The organism is Shinella pollutisoli (assembly GCF_024609765.1).
In the GTDB taxonomy this organism is placed as follows: domain Bacteria; phylum Pseudomonadota; class Alphaproteobacteria; order Rhizobiales; family Rhizobiaceae; genus Shinella; species Shinella pollutisoli.
In genome coordinates this window covers 82,283-97,513 of sequence record NZ_JANFDG010000007.1, presented here as the reverse complement: position 1 = coordinate 97,513, position 15,231 = coordinate 82,283, and the positions used below count along the sequence as shown (strand labels likewise).

Sequence of the window (15,231 nt, the reverse complement as noted above, 5' to 3'; positions counted from 1 at the left end):
CCGCCGTCACACTTATTGGCTGATCCGTTTCACGTTATAAGCCACGGACGACGAGCCGGATACCAGGTTCAGGAACTTGGCGAAGTCCGTCGCGAAGTGGCGGGCGAGATAGATGACGTCCTTGTTGCGGACCGGGAAGGTCTGCGCGACGATATAGCTCTGCGTCTCGGCCAGGTTGAGCCTGTAGACGATCGGATAGCGGCCTTCGCGGTCGGCGCTCATGCCGCGGGCGATGAGATCGCGGAAGCGATCGTCGCCGACGACGCTGCGATAGACGTCCTCATACTCGTAGCGGAAGACGAAATAGCCCTTGGGATCCGCCGTCGCCAGGTTGCCGCCGCCGGCGAGCGCCGCCGCCTCGACGAGGCTCAGGCTGGCAGCCTTGAACGGAATCTTGCCGCTCACCTGTGTCTGGCCGAGCGCCGAGAAGGTCTGCGGATCGTAGGTCACGAAGAGCTGGTCATCCGGCTTGATGATGACGTCTTCCTTGGGATTGTCCACCAGCGACTGCAGCAGCACGGTCCCCGAGCGGCCGTTGCGCTTGAGCGTGACATAGGTGTCGTACGGCGGCTTCGCCGGCCCGCCGGCAAGCGCCAGGACCTCGGTCAGGTGCTGGGCGCTGAGCCCGAGCGGCACGACGGATGCATTACGCACGTCGCCGAGCACGGAAACGGTGCGCGACGCATTCTCGGCCATCGAGACGATGACGTCGGGCTCCACGGCCTTCGCCTTCAGCGCATCGACGATCGTCGCGCGCGCGGCGTCGAGCGTCATGCCGGCGAAACGGACGGAGCCGACATAGGGGATCTGGCCGTGCCCGTCGGGCTGCACGACGACCGGAATGGTCGTCGACTTGTGATCGGCGGTCGAGAAAAGGCCGTCCGGCCCCGCTTCGAAGATCGTCACCTGAAGCTTGTCGCCGATGCCGATGACCGGCGTGCCGCTGCCGCCGCCGAAGCCGAAGGTCCTGGCGAGGCTCGGCTGGCCGAAGGCCGTCACGTTGTTGGCAACCCGCTGGTCGATGTCCACGACGTCGAAGACGATCTTCGTCTTCGGAATTTCATAGGCCCGACCGTCGGCACCGGCCGAGATGACCTCCTGCGTCAGCGGGCCGTCGCTCGGCACCACGCAGCCTGCAAGCGTCAGCACGACCCCGATCGACAGAACGCGCGCGAAAGAACCCAAGCCCTTGAGCGCCCCGCCCAGGTTATCCATTCCGGTCATCACAATGCATTTCCCTTTGGCCGCTCCCCTGCGAGGGCGGGTACCCCGGCGACTGCCCGTCGCCGCGACATGGCATAGGCAACAAGATCGAACGTCCCGTCAAGTCGCATCCAGTAGAATCCCGTCCCGCGCGGCGTTTCCCCGTGGCCTCGCCAGCACCTTGGCGCAAAGGTCTTGCACATTCGTTAGGAGCTGAAAAGACGTATCGCTCTTCATCCTTTAGAATCAAACTTTTCCACGATTCTTTTTCCGTGCGCTGCGGCATAAAAACCGCAGTCCCGGGCGGCAGACCGCCGCCGCGCCGCCGCCGGACGGGCCCTTCTTCCACGAATCAGCCGACGGGGCGCCGCGAAAACAGGAAAGCCGCCGCCGGCATCGAACCTCGCTCGGTTCCGTCATGCCGGCCGGCGGCCTTGCCGGAGCGTCATTCGTTGGACGCTTCTATCTGGATCCCCTCTGGACCCGTTTTTCAGAAAGCAGAATGCGTGCCAGTTCAGAGGCGCCGCGAATAACGAAGCGATATCAAGCCCCCGGGCATGTCCGCGCCCGCGTCGCCCCTGCCGGCGGCGCGACACGATGACGCTTTCCTGGGCAGGCCGCAAAATCGTGCGCCACATTCCGCCTTCGTCGGCGCCAACGGGAAGGCGGCCCGCTTCCGCGGACCGCCGTCCTGCTCCGGTTTGCGGAAATCCGGATCAGAACTCTTCCCAATCCTGCGCGGCGGCAGCGGCGGTTGCCGTCTGCCCTCCCCCGCCGAAGGCGCGGGCGAGCTTGCTGCCGAGGGCACGCGCGCCGGAGACGACCGGGCGCGGCTCGGGCGCCGCGGCGACCGGCGCCGGACGCGCGGAGGTCGAGCCGTCGCCGAGGCGGAACTGGGCGATCAGGGTGTTGAGCGCCGTTGCCTCGTTCGCCAGCGAATGGCTCGCCGCCGTCTGCTCCTCGACCATCGCTGCATTCTTCTGCGTGCCCTGGTCGATGGCGTTCACCGCCGAGCTGATCTCGTTGAGGCCGGTCGACTGCTCGCGCGCCGAGCGCACGATGGCGGCGACGTGCTGGTCGATCTCCTGCACCTGGTTGACGATTTCCGACAGCGACGAGCCCGTTTCGCCGACCAGCGTGACGCCGGTATGGACCTGCTCGCCGGACTTGGTGATGAGCGCCTTGATCTCCTTGGCGGCATTGGCCGAGCGTTGCGCGAGCTCGCGGACTTCCTGGGCGACGACCGCGAAGCCCTTGCCGGCTTCCCCGGCCCGCGCGGCCTCGACGCCGGCGTTCAGCGCCAGCAGGTTCGTCTGGAAGGCGATGTCGTCGATGACGCCGATGATGTTGGAGATCTCGCGCGAGGAGCTCTCGATGCCGCTCATGGCAGTGACGGCGCGGCGGACGACCTCGCCCGACTTCTCCGCGCCGGCGCGGGTGCGCTCGACGAGCTGGCCGGCATCCTCGGCCCGGCGGGTCGCGTCCTTGAGCGAGGTGGTGATCTCCTCCAGCGCTGCCGCCGTCTCCTCGACGGAGGCGGCCTGCTGCTCGGTGCGCTTGGCAAGGTCGTCCGAGGCCGAGCGGATTTCCGCCGACCCGGCCTGGATCGCCTGGGCATTGCCGCCGACGGCCTTGAGCGCCGCCTGCAGCTTCTCGACGGCCGCGTTGAAGTCGTGGCGGGTCTGGTCGAGCGAGCCGGCGAAGGCGACCTCGATGCGGTGCGTCATGTCGCCGTCGGCAAGCTTCTGCAGGCCTTCGGCCAGCGCCTCGACGGCGACGCGCGTCTGGTGCTCGCGCTCGGCGGTCTCCTCGGCGCGCTGGCGCCGCTCCTCCTCGGAAAGGGCACGGCTCTGCTCGGCCTCGCCTTCGAGACGGATCTTGGCGAGCGTGGCATCGCGCAGCACGGCGAGCGAGCGGGCCATCTCGCCGATCTCGTCCTTGCGCTCGGATTCGCTGAGGTCGATGTCAGTGCGGCCGCGCGCGATCTCGCTGGTGGCCGTGATGACGGTCTCGAGACGCTTGCGGAAACGGGCGGCGAGCAGCCAGCCGATCGCCACCATCAGCCCCGCCGCGATCGCGATCACGATGATGGAAATGAGCGCGAGCGAGGTGAGCTTTGCGAACAGCACCGATTTCGGCACGGAGACGACCGTGTACCAGGTCGTGTCCTCCAGCAGCCGGACCGGCATGGCGACCGCGATATGCGCGACGCCGGCCGCATCCGTGATCTCGGACGCCTTCGCCGGATTGGCAAGAAGCCCCTCCCAGGCGGCGACGTCGAGGCCGGAATCCTTCAGCGGCTTGCCGAGCGCATCGGTATCGGGATGGCTGACGATGCTGTGCTCCTTGCTGAGCAGCGCGACATAGCCCTCGCCGAGCGGCCTGATCTCGGCCATGTCGGCCGCAAGGGAATCGAGCGCGACGTCGACGCCGGTCTCGCCCCTGAACACGCCGTCATAGAGCAGCGGCACCATGAAGGAGGTCATCAGCACGGTCTTGCCGTTGATGACATAGCTGTAGGGCTCCGTCAGCAGGTCCTTGCCCGTCGCCTTCGGCACCTGGTAGTAGTCGCCGGCGCCGGGCGTCTCGTAGTCGACCAGCGCCTCCATGCCGACCTTGCCCTCGGAGCGCACGAAATAGGGGATGTAGCGGCCGGTGTCGTCGTGCGCCGGCGCGTTGCGGTATTCCTCGTCCCTGCCGTCGAAGGCGTTCGGCTCCCAGCCGGTGCTGACGCCGAGCGCGAAGGGATTGTCCGCCATCAGGCGGTTGAAGGCGATGTTCATCCTCTCGCGGCTGGGTGCCTCCGTCGCCTTCTCCGCATAGAGCATGGAGCGCATGTTCCAGCTCAGCGCCTTGATGCGGGCGAAATAGGTCTCGACCCTGGCGGCGCTCGCCTCGGCGGCGTTCACCATTTCCGAGAGGGACCGCTCTTCCACGGCCCGGTAGGACAGCCAGAGCAGCACGCCCGCCGTCGCGACGGTGGTGGCAACGCCGGCCGCCACGATCGCAAGCATATTCCGGGCAGTCGCAGTCTTCGGTAGCATGAAACATCTCCTCGCGGTCGGGCGGAAGGCTCCGCGCCGGCCAAGTTCATGAACGAATGGGGACATGCCGGAAACCGGCGCAATACGGACGAAGTCATTTCGCGACGAAGGAAGGTTGGCAGGCGGCGGTTTATGATTCACTAAAAAGTGAGCGGGATTTGTTGCAAAACCGGGCAATTCCGGCCGTTCGACAAAGCTGAACGATCCGTTCGCCGCTCCCGGCCTTTCCGCCGGGTGCCTCAGAGGCGATATTGACGCCCAAGGAAAGGCCCCGACGTCGGCGCCAAGGAGACCGCATCATGACCCTCCATCTCACGGGCATTCACCACCTGACGGCCATCACCGCCAACGCGCCGGAGAACCTGCGTTTCTATACGAGGGTCCTCGGGCTCAGGCTCGTCAAGAAGACCGTCAACCAGGACGATACCAGCGCCTACCACCTCTTCTATGCCGACGGGCTCGCCTCGCCGGGCACCGACCTCACCTTCTTCGACTGGCCCGTCGGCCACGAGCGGCGCGGCACGCACAGCATCTCCCGCACCGGACTGCGCGTCGCAAGCCGCGCGACGCTCGTCTGGTGGAAGGCGCGCTTCAGCGATCACAGGGTGAAGGCCGGCGAGATCCGCGAGATCGGCGGCCGCGCCTCGCTCGATTTCGAGGACGGCGAGGGCCAGCGCTTCCGCCTCGTCGTCGACGAGAGCGGCGCGCCGTCCCATCCCTGGGAGAAGAGCCCGGTGGCGGCAGAGCACCAGATCAAGGGTCTCGGGCCGATCACGCTCAGCGTGCCGGACCTCGCCAATACCGAGGCCGTGCTGCTCCATGTCATGAACATGACGAAGACGTCGACCTATCCCGCGCCGGAGGGCACGGGCGAGGTCCATGTCTTCTCGATGGGCGGCGGCGGGCCGGCGGCGGAGCTGCACGTCGCCGTCGAGCCGGACCTGCCCGTCGCCCACCAGGGTGCCGGCGCCGTGCACCACGTCGCCTTCCGCGCTCCGGACGTCGCGGCGCTCAATGCCTGGACGGAACGGCTGCGCGGCTTCCGCCTGCCGTCCTCGGGCGAAGTGGAGCGCTACTATTTCCGCTCGCTCTATTTCCGCGAGCCGAACGGCATCCTGTTCGAGATCGCCACCGACGGTCCGGGCTTCGCCGTCGACGAGCCGCTGGAGAGCCTCGGCGAGAGCCTGTCGCTGCCGCCCTTCCTCGAGCCGCGCCGCGCGCAGATCGAGGCCCGGCTGAAGCCGCTCCGGTAAACCCGTGGACCGGCCCCGGCGGAACCCGATGGCTCCGCCGGGGTTTTGCTTTTTACATTTTCCAGGAGAGCCGCATGACAAGACTGGTGGGACTTTCGGGCAGCCTGCGCAAGGCGTCGTTCAACACCGCGCTGCTGCGCGCCGCCGTCGGGCTTACGCCGGACGGCGTGGAGATCGTCGAGGCCTCGATCCACGGCATTCCGCTCTATGACGGCGACCTGGAGGCCGAGCACGGCGTCCCCGAGGCCGCCACCCGCCTGAAGGACCTTGTCGCGGAAGCCGACGGCGTGGTCCTGTTCACGCCCGAATACAACAATTCCATCCCCGGCCCCTTCAAGAACGCGATCGACTGGATGACCCGCCCGGCTTCCGACATCCCGCGCGTCTTCGGCGGGAAGCCCTTCGCCATCACCGGCGCCTCGCCGGGCAATTTCGGCACGGTGCTGTCGCAGGAGGCCTGGCTGCCGGTGATGCGCACGCTCGGCACCCGGCCCTGGTTCGGTGCCAAGCTGATGGTATCGAAGGCCGGCTCCGCCTTCGAGGACGGCCGGCTCGTCGATACGGCGACCGAAAAGAAGCTCGCCGATTTCATCGCCGGCTTCGCCGCCTTCGTCGCGGAAGGAAAACGGTGAGACAGGTTACGCTCCTCTCGATAAGGCGGGCCGCAGGCTCGGGTAGGGGTGACGCGGCATACGCAAATGCCGGCGGCTCGCTCCCACCCGCCGCGCCGCGGCGACCTCCCCGTCGAGGAGGAGCCAGGACACCTCAGCCGACCACACCCCGCTTGAAATCCCGCGCCGCCTCGAAGTCGGCGACGCCGATGTCGTGGCCGGCGGGCAGGAGGCGGTTCTCGACGGCCGCACCCGCCGCGGAGAGCCGGGCTTCGAGGTCGGCGGCATAGGGGCCGTAGGGATCGCTGCGGCCGGTCAGCATCAGCACGTTCACGCCGGAAAGATCGGCCGCGGGCACGGTCTCCAGGACGTTCATGCCGCGCAGCAGCACCGCGTTGGGCACGACGCCCGGATGCAGGAACATCACCGCCGCGATCATGTTCGCCCCGTTGGAATAGCCGATGAACACGGTCCTTTCCGGATCGATGCCGTAGGCCGCATTCGCTCCCTCCATGAAGGCGGCGAAGGCCTCGGCCTCGGCGACGATGTCCTTCTGGTCGAAGACGGTGGCGCTCAGCCGGCGGAAGAAGCGCGGATGCCCCTCCTCGACGCTGCGCCCGCGCGGGCTCAGCACCAGCGAGCGCGGCGCGATGCGCACGCCGAGCGGCAGCAGGCTCGTCTCGTTGCCGCCGGTGCCGTGCAGGAGCACGACCGCCGTGCCGTCCGGGTCGTCCGGGCGATGCACCCGGTGGATGAAGGGCAGGTCCCTTTCCGTCATTCTTTCTTCTCCTGGCAGCGAAAATTGCGGAAGCCGCGCCCGGATGTCCTCCGGGTCGGCGTTGAAATGGCCGGGCACGAACAGGGTCCGCCCCAGCGCTTCCAGCGGCTCGTCCACCGTCATGCCGGGACCGTCCGTCGCATATTCGAGGAGCGCGCCGCCCGGCTCGCGGACGTAGAGCGAGTAGAAATAGGTCCGGTCGTGCCTGTTGGTGCCGCCGGCGTCCTCCGCGGCGAGACGCGCGGCGGCCGCATCGACCGCGGCCCGGTCCGGCGCGCGCAGCGCGACGTGGTCGATCGTCCCGGTGCCGGGCGCCGCCGTCCAGAAGCCGTGCGCGTCACGGATGTCGAGGACATCACCCCCCTCTCCGGCGAGCCGGACGATGCCGTCCGCCTCCGCGACGGGACGGAAACCGAAATGCCGGCCGATGAAGCCCGCCGTCTCCGCCGGATGCCCGGAGAGGATCGTCACGCCGCGGATGCGCTGGACCGCGTCGTCCGGCGCGATGCCCGGCACAGCATGCGGCGCGGGGCCGGCGACGCCCGCCTCGCCCACCAGCTTGACGATGATGCCGTCCGGGTCCTTCAGGCGCAGCACCGGCTCGCCGAACTCCTGCGCGGGGCCGGTCATCGGCACGTTCCGCGTGAGCGCGCGCGTCAGCCAGAAGCCGATCGCCTCGGGACGGATGGCGAGCGCGATCTCGGACGGCTGGCCGACGCCGACGCGGCCGGGCGAGCCGTCCTCCCAGGCGAGGAAGGTGACGAGCGAACCGGGACTGCCGGCGGCGTCGCCGTAGAAGAGATGGAGCTGGCCCGCGTCCTCGAAGCCCGCCGTGCGCTTGACGAGCCGGAGGCCGAGGAAGCCGGCGTAGAAATCGACGTTCGCCTGGATCTTCCGCGTGATCGCCGTGACGTGATGGATGCCGCTTGTCATGGAGGCACCTCCTTTCGGAGGTACAGAACCAGCTTTTCGGCAGGGGCGCCAGACCGCGGCTGGTGAATGGATCGTCTCTGAAAAGCGACCGACCGCACCCGGCGCGGGAACGCCGGGTGCGGTTCACGGAACGGGTCAGGCCGCCGCGATATTGGCCGGCGGCATGGCCGGCCGGGCGGACGGGTCGCTCAGGAGGCGGCGGATCGCGGCGCGCGCCTCGTCGGCGGAGGAAAAACGCTGGGAATCGAGATCCCAGACCGAATATTTGACGGCGACGAACTTCAGCCGATCCTCGTCGGGTACGACGACACCGACCGCCTCGCCACCGATTTCGATAACCTGCTTGTGCATGACTACTCCTGCCGTGCCGGAAGGCACAGCCAAATTCCAATGTTGCGTTTCAATCGATTCGCGGGGGCCGCGTCACATTCGGCAAAGGGCCGAACACGGTTTCCCCATCATCGTTTCACGACAGGAGAACGCCACGCACACGGAAGTGCAGTTTTTTCTATAGAACATAGACACTCCCTCTCGTTGGCGCCGAAGGTCGAAATGGGCCTTCGGGTCTGGACCGGGAAAAGACGCATGCGGTCCTCATGCGGGTGATCCAACACATAAGCCTCACTCCTTTTCTTGTCAATGGATTCGGCACTCCATTGGAAAAAATTACCGGCTAATTTGTGTGATAATTCGATTCGAGGAATATTCTTCGCACACGCAGCATCATCCGGAAAAATATGTCGCGAGGACGAAATCTTTAAGGAAATGGCGTGACGCAATCTGACGGCGAGCGGCGGTGCGGAATCGCGCCGTTTGCGAGCAAACACGCCGCGATAAGGGCAATTGCCCGCGGAACACCTGTGTCCTCGCCGCCTCACGAGCTGGGGATAATCGTTGTGGTACCATTCTTTTTTCGGGTGGAGGCTCGATCTTCCGGCCAAACATGAATAAAGAGTGAATCGCCTTTTTATTCAGTCAGCACGCCATGACGGCCCGCAGGGAATGACCATGAGATTCGCCAGGACGCTTCTTCCGCTGAGCATGCTCCTCCTTTCAGGCTGCGTCGTCGGCCCCGATTATGCCACGCCGGAGGCCGCGCTGCCGGCCAAGTTCTCGGAGAGCAAGGCCGTAAGCGCGGGCAAGGTGACGCTCAATCCGTGGTGGGAGTCCTTCCGCGACCGGCGTCTCAACGATCTCGTCCACCAGGGCATGGGCGAGAACCTGACGGTGCTGCAGGCGCTGGAGCGCATCACCGCGGCCGAGGCGGACGTCATCATCGCCGGCGCGGGCGCGCTGCCGAGCATCAACGCTTCGGCCGCCGCGACGGCGAGCGGCCAGGACGGCAGCTACCTGCGGCGCACGTCCGGCCGGGATTCGTCCTCGTCGAAGTCGCTGAACGCCGGCGCGAGCGCCTCCTGGCTGCTCGACTTCTTCGGCCAGTACCAGCGGGCGAAGGAAGCGGCGCACGCCTCGCTCGACGCCGCCTACGACGACGTCAACGTCGCCCGGCTTGCCTACCTCTCCGACCTCGTGTCGTCCTACATCAACGCCCGCTACTATCAGGAAGCGCTGGCGCTCAGCCGCAAGAACCTCGAATCGCGCCGCGAGACGCTGAAGCTCACCAACGAGATCAAGGAGGCGGGCGCCGCCTCCAGCCTCGACGTGCTGCAGGTCGAAGGCCTCGTCAACCAGACGCTCGCCGACCTGCCCGGCCTCGAGACCGGCTTCCATCAGGCGGCGAACCACATCGCCACGCTGCTCGGCGTTCCGGCGAGCACGATCACCGGCAGCCTCACGAAGGGCGCCGCCCAGCCGATGCCGCGCTATTCCACGAAGGTGGGCATCCCGGCCGACCTCATCCGCAACCGGCCGGACATCCGCGCCGCCGAACGCCGCCTGCAGGCGGCGACCGCCTCGATCGGCGTGGCGGAGGCCGACCTCTATCCGAGCATCGAGCTCGGCGGCTCGATCGGCGCCACGCGCAACTTCACCAACGCGGCGACGGGCAACCTGACGAGCTGGTCCTTCGGCCCCTCGCTCGTGCTGCCGATCTTCAACGGCGGCGCGCTCAAGGCCCGCGTCGAGGTCGCCCGCTCGCAGGCCGAGCAGCAGTATCTCGCCTGGAAGCAGACCGTGCTGCAGGCCGTGGAGGAAGTCGAGAACGCCCAGACCGCGCTGATCCGCGACGGCCAGACGGTCGCGGCCCTGCGCAAGGTCGTGCAGTCCTACGAGCAGACGCTGAACCTCGCGCGCGAAAGCTATCGCGGCGGCGCGAGCACCATCCTCGACGTGCTCGACGCCGAGCGCAACGTGGCGACGGCGCGCCTGTCGCTCGCCGCGGCGATCCGCCAGCTCGCCCGCGACTACGTCGCCCTCAACGTGGCGATCGGCGGCGGCGCGGAGATCGGGGCGCCGGCCGCAAGCCAGTAAGGCCTGACAAAACCTCCAAGCAGAGGATTGGCGTGGGATTTTCGTTCCGCGCCAAGAGCCCGGCTGCGGTCGATGCTTCAAGGCTCGGCGACGAAGCGAGGAGCGGAAAACCTCGGGTATTCTGAAAGCGCTCAGGCCGCGAAGAAGGCTTCCAGCGCCGCAGCCGTGCGGCCGTAGTGCTCGCGGAGCGCGGCGGCCGCCCCTTCCGCATCGCGCGCGAGCGCGCGCTCCATCAGCATGCGGTGCTCGCCCGCCACGTCGCGGGCGGCCCCGTCGAGACTGACGGACAGGCGCCGGTAGCGGTCGGCGCGCGAGAAGAGCTTCTCGCAGATCTCGAGCAGGACCGGCGAGCCGCAGGCCGAGATGAGGGCGGCGTGAAAGGCCGCATGCCGCTCCTCCCAGTCCTCGCGCATGACGGAGGGCAGGTCGTCGCGCCCCTGCGGGATCAGCGCGAGCATGTGGTGGGTCGCAAGCACCCTGCCCTCCCACGCCGCATCCCCCCTGGAGACCGAAAGCCGCAGCGCCTCCCCCTCGCAGAGCTGGCGGGCCGCCGTGACGTCGCGCAGTTCCTCGAGCGAGAGGCTCGCGACGCTGTAGCCGCGGTGGTCGTCCACCGTGGTAAACCCCTCCGCCGTCAGCCGCGCCAGGGCCTCGCGCACCGGCGTCACGCTCATGCCGCACAGCGCCTGGAGATCGGCGAAGCGCAGCCGCTCGCCCGGCCGGAATTCGCCGGAGCGGATCTTCTGCCGGATCGCCGCATAGGCATCGCCGGCAAGCGTCTTCCCGCCCGTGCGCTTCTCGTCCATGGTCGCCTCGTGTACAAAATCGGATGGATTTTCGAAAATCGTTGACTCCATGTAGAACCCGTGGAAGGTGGAACGCAACGGAAATCCAACCTCGGAGGACAAGCATGAAACTGGTGCGCTTTGGCGCGGCGGGCGCGGAAAAGCCCGGACTGATCGATGCGGACGGCAAGGTCCGCGACCTGTCGGGCGTCGTGCCGGACATCGCCGGCGCCGTGCTCGGCCGCGACGGCCTCGCCCGCCTCAAGGCGCTCGACCCGGCAAGCCTGCCGCTCGCGCCGCAGGACAGCCGCCTCGGCGCCTGCGTCGGCAGCGTCGGCAACTTCATCGCCGTCGGCCTCAACTATGCCGACCACGCCGCCGAGAGCGGCATGGCGGTGCCGGCCGAGCCGGTGCTGTTCAACAAGGCGCCGTCATGCATCGTCGGCCCGGACGATACGGTGCTGATCCCGCGCGGATCGCAGAAGACGGACTGGGAAGTGGAGCTTGCCGTGGTGATCGGCGAACGCGCCTCCTATGTCTCGGAGGCCGACGCCCTCGACTACGTCGCCGGCTTCTGCGTCTGCAACGACGTTTCCGAACGCGCCTACCAGATCGAGGGGACCGGCCAGTGGATGAAGGGCAAGGGCTGCCCGACCTTCGGCCCGCTCGGCCCCTGGCTGGTGACGCCGGACGAGATCGACACCGCGAACCTCGCGATGACGCTGAAGCTCAACGGCGAGACGGTGCAGAACGGCTCGACGGGCACCATGGTCTTCAAGGTGCCGCACCTCGTGCACTACATCTCGCAGTTCATGATCCTGGAGCCCGGCGACGTCATCACCACGGGCACGCCCCCCGGCGTCGGCATGGGCATGAAGCCGCCGCGCTACCTGAAGCCCGGCGACCGCATGGAGGTCTCCATCGAAGGCCTCGGCACGCAGCGCCAGCTCGTCGCCGCGACGGCCTGAAACACTTAAAAGGGGGCCGACGGCCCCCTTTTTTCTGCGCCGTCAGTGGACGGTCGCGGACCCGATCTCGTCCTCGAGGATGCGGAAAGCCTCGTCGAGCGCCGCGACGAGAATGTCGGTCAGTTCGTCGGAATCGTTTTCGAGAAGATAGAGCGCGACCGCCGTGTTGTCCGGATCGCTGTAATGCTCGATATCGTTCGACATGTCATTGTCCCCTTGCAGCCGGCACCATCCCGGTATCGCGAAGGATAGGACGGCTTGCTTGCGCCGGCCTTGTGCCGGAACGGGACGCGCCACGCAAGCTGTTTCAGCCGCACCAGGACTGGTGCCTGCCGGTCCAGGGCCGTGCGAGCCCCTCGCCGACGAGGCGCGCGCCGACCGACCGGCCGTTGCCGAGGACGAGATGCGGCGCGGCGCCAGTGCGCGCGCCGGCGCCTTTCACCGCCGCAAGGGTCACGCCGCCCTCGTTGAGGATCTCGCGCAGCCTGAGCTTGGCGTCGCCGCCCTTCAGCCGCTCGGCGTCGCAGCGCGCCTCGGCGATCGCCGGCGCGTCGATGTCGGCGAGCCGCACCTTGCGCCCGGCATAGAGGATCGTATTGCCGTCGAGCACGCAATAATCGGTCTGCGTCGTGCAGATGAACCACTTCCCCGCGAAGGGCGGCAGCTTTTCCTCGACGGTTTCCGCCGGCCGCTGCTTCGGACGCGGCAGCACCGCCTGCCTTGTCCGCACCTTTTCGCCGCGCTCGATCGATGCCGTGCGGATCGCCGCGGCCGGCGTCTCCGGCCTGCCGCCGGCATCGCCGAAATAGACCGCCGCCGCGACCACGGCCACGCCGGTGACGTACCACGGCGTCATCCCGCCGCGCCGCGCCGCCGGCGGCCGCTTTGCCGCCACCCGTTTCTTCCGCCTGCCCTTAGCCTTCGCCATTACCCGTCTCCTGGCCCGGACAATGCGCCGATCTCTTGAATATATGGTTTACGGAACGCTCCCGGAGCGCAGGCGGGCCGCCACCTCGTCCTGGGCGAGCGGCTGCGAGAACAGGTAGCCCTGGCCGAAATCGCAGCCGAAGGCCTGCAACTGCGCCAGTTGCTCCGGCGTTTCTATGCCCTCGGCCACCACCGTCATGCCGAGCGCATGGGCGAGGCCGATGATCGCGCGGACGATGGTGCAGGTATCCTGCCCGCCGCACATCCGGGATACGAAGCCGCGGTCGATCTTGATCCGGTCGATGGGAAAGCGGCCGAGATGGGAAAGCGAGGCGTAGCCGGTTCCGAAATCGTCGAGCGCGATCGAGAATCCGGCGGCGCGCAGCGTCTTCAGCGTGCAGGCGATCTCGTCGCCGGCCTCGTCGAGCAGGATGTTCTCGGTGAGCTCGATCTCGACGTCGGCCGGCGTCAGGCCATGCCGGTGCACGGCCGCCTGCAGCATGGCGGCGAAGCCCGCGTGACGGATCTGCGCCGAGGCGATGTTGACGGCGAGCGTGCCTGTCGAAAAGCCCTTCCGCCGCAGGCCGCCGATCGCGTCCAGGGCCTTGTCCAGCACCTGGCTCCCGAGGTCGGCGATCAGGCCGTTCTCCTCGGCGATCGGGATAAAGTCGGCCGGGCTCACCGGCCGCCCCTCGTGGCGCCAGCGCGCCAGCGCCTCGAAGCCGGTGAGCGCGCGGCCGCCGATCGTGAACTGCGGCTGCAGGGCGACGTCGATCGTCCCGCGCGAGACGGCGGCGGCAAGCGCCGTGGCGAGCCGGCCGCGCTGCTCGGCATGGGCGCGCATGGCGCGCGAGAAGACGCGGTAGGTGCCGCGCCCTTCGGCCTTGGCCCGGTAGAGCGCCATGTCGGCCTTGCGCAGCAGTACCTCCAGCGCGTGGCCGTCCTGCGGGAAGCGGGCGATGCCGAGGCTGAGCCGCGGCGTCAGGCTGCGCCGCTGGACGGTCGCCGGACACTGGATCGCCGCAAGCAGCCGGCGGGCGAACGCGTCGATGTCGTCGCGCCGGCCGAGCTGCGGCACGACCACCGCGAACTCGTCGCCGCCGAGCCGGACGACCGTGTCCGAGCGGCGCAGCGTCTCCGTCAGCCGTCGCGCGACGGTGTTGAGCAGCGCGTCGCCCGCCGCATGGCCCATGTTGTCGTTGATCTGCTTGAAGCCGTCGAGGTCCATGACCATCAGCAGGCCGCCGGTGCCGTTGCGCCGGCAGGCCGCCACCGCCTCGTCGAGCCGCTGTGACAGCACGGAGCGGTTCAGCAGCCCGGTCAGGGGATCGTGCTCGGCGAGGAACTTGATCGCCGACTCCGAGCGCTTCAGTTCGGTGATGTCGGTGCGCGTGCCGACGATGTGGCCGGAGGCGGAGCGGCGCTCGCGGATCTGTATCCAGCGGCCGTCGGAGAGCTCCTGCACGGTGCTGCGGCCGGGATTGCGGTGCGCCCGCAGGCGGGCGCGGAGCCAGGACCGGCGCGCCTCCTCCGTCTTGCGCGGCAGGACGTACTGGCCGTTCTCCAACCCTTGGCGCAGGATGGATTCGAAGGTCGCGCCGATCCGGATCGCCTCCGGCGAGCGGGTGTGAAGGTTCGCGTAGGACCGGTTGTAGAGGACGAGGCGGTCCTCCGCGTCGAAGGCGGCGATGCCGTCCGGCACCGTCTCGATGACGTCGACGAGCAGCGCCTCGGCGTCGCGCCGCCGCTCGACCTCCGCCTGCAGGGCCTGCTCGGCCGCCTTGCGCTTGGTGATGTCGTAGCGGATGGAGATATAGGCCTCCACGCGCCCATCGGCGCCGATCAGCGGAACGATGGTCGTGTCGACCCAGTAGAGGGTGCCGCCCTTCGCCCTGTTGCAGATCTCGCCGTGCCAGACATGGCCGGCGGCGATCGTCGCCCACATCGCCTTGAAGAAGTCCTTCGGGTGATGTCCCGAATTGACGAGGCTGTGCGGCCGGCCGACGAGCTCCTCCTCCCGGTAGCCGCTCACCGCGCAGAACTGGCTGTTGACGAAGAGGATGCGGCTTCGCCGGTCGGTGACGGCGACGATGGCGTGCCGGTCGAGCGCCGTCTGGTAGGCGTCCAGCAGCTCCGTCAGCTCGATGCCCTGGCGGCCGGCGCGGCCGTTCTGCCGCAGCATGTCGACGATCACGCTGCCCCGCATTCGGCCCTCGGAACCGGAGGGATAGCCGAACGGAGCGGACGGCGGCATGTCCCCCGGCGACGGATGCAGTAGCAGGTCTTCCATTGGCGGCTC

General features: G+C 68.1%; 12 protein-coding genes. 4 read left to right on the top strand and 8 right to left on the bottom strand.

Annotation, left to right across the window (positions count from 1 at the left end):
* Window positions 1-12: 12 nt before the first annotated feature.
* Window positions 13-1,224 carry a polysaccharide biosynthesis/export family protein gene (locus tag NNZ72_RS07865; protein WP_257314699.1) on the bottom strand — a complete coding sequence of 404 codons (1,212 nt, stop codon included), beginning with the start codon at window positions 1,222-1,224 and terminating at the stop codon, window positions 13-15.
* Window positions 1,225-1,919: 695 nt separating this feature from the next.
* Window positions 1,920-4,247 carry a methyl-accepting chemotaxis protein gene (locus NNZ72_RS07860; RefSeq protein ID WP_257314697.1) on the bottom strand — a complete coding sequence of 776 codons (2,328 nt, stop codon included), beginning with the start codon at window positions 4,245-4,247 and terminating at the stop codon, window positions 1,920-1,922.
* Window positions 4,248-4,546: 299 nt separating this feature from the next.
* On the opposite strand from NNZ72_RS07860, the gene NNZ72_RS07855 reads away from it, so the two are divergent.
* The gene (locus NNZ72_RS07855; RefSeq protein WP_257314695.1) at window positions 4,547-5,500 is read left to right on the top strand and encodes a ring-cleaving dioxygenase; all 954 of its coding nucleotides are present in this window, start codon (window positions 4,547-4,549) and stop codon (window positions 5,498-5,500) included.
* Between the two features lie 74 nt (window positions 5,501-5,574).
* Window positions 5,575-6,132, top strand: a complete 558-nt coding sequence (locus NNZ72_RS07850) for an NADPH-dependent FMN reductase (RefSeq protein WP_257314694.1) — start codon at window positions 5,575-5,577, stop codon at window positions 6,130-6,132.
* A 133-nt stretch (window positions 6,133-6,265) separates the two neighbouring features.
* On the opposite strand, the gene NNZ72_RS07845 is transcribed toward NNZ72_RS07850, so the two are convergent.
* Both NNZ72_RS07845 and NNZ72_RS07840 read right to left on the bottom strand, forming a co-directional pair.
* Window positions 6,266-7,822, bottom strand: coding sequence for a VOC family protein (locus tag NNZ72_RS07845; RefSeq protein WP_257314692.1), 1,557 nt, complete (start codon window positions 7,820-7,822; stop codon window positions 6,266-6,268).
* Window positions 7,823-7,957: 135 nt separating this feature from the next.
* Window positions 7,958-8,173: a hypothetical protein gene (locus NNZ72_RS07840; RefSeq protein ID WP_257314691.1), complete on the bottom strand. Its 216-nt coding sequence runs from the start codon at window positions 8,171-8,173 to the stop codon at window positions 7,958-7,960.
* A 657-nt stretch (window positions 8,174-8,830) separates the two neighbouring features.
* On the opposite strand from NNZ72_RS07840, the gene NNZ72_RS07835 reads away from it, so the two are divergent.
* Window positions 8,831-10,252 carry an efflux transporter outer membrane subunit gene (locus tag NNZ72_RS07835; RefSeq protein WP_257314689.1) on the top strand — a complete coding sequence of 474 codons (1,422 nt, stop codon included), beginning with the start codon at window positions 8,831-8,833 and terminating at the stop codon, window positions 10,250-10,252.
* 131 nt (window positions 10,253-10,383) lie between these two features.
* On the opposite strand, the gene NNZ72_RS07830 is transcribed toward NNZ72_RS07835, so the two are convergent.
* On the bottom strand, window positions 10,384-11,058 hold the full coding sequence (locus NNZ72_RS07830) for an FCD domain-containing protein (RefSeq protein WP_257314687.1): 675 nt from the start codon (window positions 11,056-11,058) through the stop codon (window positions 10,384-10,386).
* A gap of 104 nt (window positions 11,059-11,162) precedes the next feature.
* Here NNZ72_RS07830 and NNZ72_RS07825 point away from each other — a divergent pair, with 104 nt between their 5' ends.
* On the top strand, window positions 11,163-12,005 hold the full coding sequence (locus tag NNZ72_RS07825) for a fumarylacetoacetate hydrolase family protein (protein ID WP_257314685.1): 843 nt from the start codon (window positions 11,163-11,165) through the stop codon (window positions 12,003-12,005).
* Window positions 12,006-12,047: 42 nt separating this feature from the next.
* Here the strand turns inward: NNZ72_RS07825 and NNZ72_RS07820 are convergent, their stop codons facing one another.
* The 3 genes from NNZ72_RS07820 to NNZ72_RS07810 all read right to left on the bottom strand — a co-directional run bounded on the left by NNZ72_RS07820 (window position 12,048) and on the right by NNZ72_RS07810 (window position 15,222).
* The gene (locus NNZ72_RS07820) at window positions 12,048-12,209 is read right to left on the bottom strand and encodes a hypothetical protein (protein WP_257314683.1); all 162 of its coding nucleotides are present in this window, start codon (window positions 12,207-12,209) and stop codon (window positions 12,048-12,050) included.
* A gap of 103 nt (window positions 12,210-12,312) precedes the next feature.
* Entirely contained in the window at window positions 12,313-12,933 is a 621-nt protein-coding gene (locus NNZ72_RS07815) for a thermonuclease family protein (protein ID WP_257314677.1), read from the bottom strand.
* Window positions 12,934-12,981: 48 nt separating this feature from the next.
* Window positions 12,982-15,222: a putative bifunctional diguanylate cyclase/phosphodiesterase gene (locus tag NNZ72_RS07810; RefSeq protein ID WP_257314675.1), complete on the bottom strand. Its 2,241-nt coding sequence runs from the start codon at window positions 15,220-15,222 to the stop codon at window positions 12,982-12,984.
* Window positions 15,223-15,231 lie beyond the last annotated feature (9 nt).

What these genes read in the sequence shown, in the direction of transcription:
- NNZ72_RS07865 (WP_257314699.1), bottom strand. Translation starts at nt 1,224, where the DNA reads ATGACCGGAATGGATAACCTGGGCGGGGCGCTCAAGGGCTTGGGTTCT.
- NNZ72_RS07860 (WP_257314697.1), bottom strand. Translation starts at nt 4,247, where the DNA reads ATGCTACCGAAGACTGCGACTGCCCGGAATATGCTTGCGATCGTGGCG.
- NNZ72_RS07855 (WP_257314695.1), top strand. Translation starts at nt 4,547, where the DNA reads ATGACCCTCCATCTCACGGGCATTCACCACCTGACGGCCATCACCGCC.
- NNZ72_RS07850 (WP_257314694.1), top strand. Translation starts at nt 5,575, where the DNA reads ATGACAAGACTGGTGGGACTTTCGGGCAGCCTGCGCAAGGCGTCGTTC.
- NNZ72_RS07845 (WP_257314692.1), bottom strand. Translation starts at nt 7,822, where the DNA reads ATGACAAGCGGCATCCATCACGTCACGGCGATCACGCGGAAGATCCAG.
- NNZ72_RS07840 (WP_257314691.1), bottom strand. Translation starts at nt 8,173, where the DNA reads ATGCACAAGCAGGTTATCGAAATCGGTGGCGAGGCGGTCGGTGTCGTC.
- NNZ72_RS07835 (WP_257314689.1), top strand. Translation starts at nt 8,831, where the DNA reads ATGAGATTCGCCAGGACGCTTCTTCCGCTGAGCATGCTCCTCCTTTCA.
- NNZ72_RS07830 (WP_257314687.1), bottom strand. Translation starts at nt 11,058, where the DNA reads ATGGACGAGAAGCGCACGGGCGGGAAGACGCTTGCCGGCGATGCCTAT.
- NNZ72_RS07825 (WP_257314685.1), top strand. Translation starts at nt 11,163, where the DNA reads ATGAAACTGGTGCGCTTTGGCGCGGCGGGCGCGGAAAAGCCCGGACTG.
- NNZ72_RS07820 (WP_257314683.1), bottom strand. Translation starts at nt 12,209, where the DNA reads ATGTCGAACGATATCGAGCATTACAGCGATCCGGACAACACGGCGGTC.
- NNZ72_RS07815 (WP_257314677.1), bottom strand. Translation starts at nt 12,933, where the DNA reads ATGGCGAAGGCTAAGGGCAGGCGGAAGAAACGGGTGGCGGCAAAGCGG.
- NNZ72_RS07810 (WP_257314675.1), bottom strand. Translation starts at nt 15,222, where the DNA reads ATGGAAGACCTGCTACTGCATCCGTCGCCGGGGGACATGCCGCCGTCC.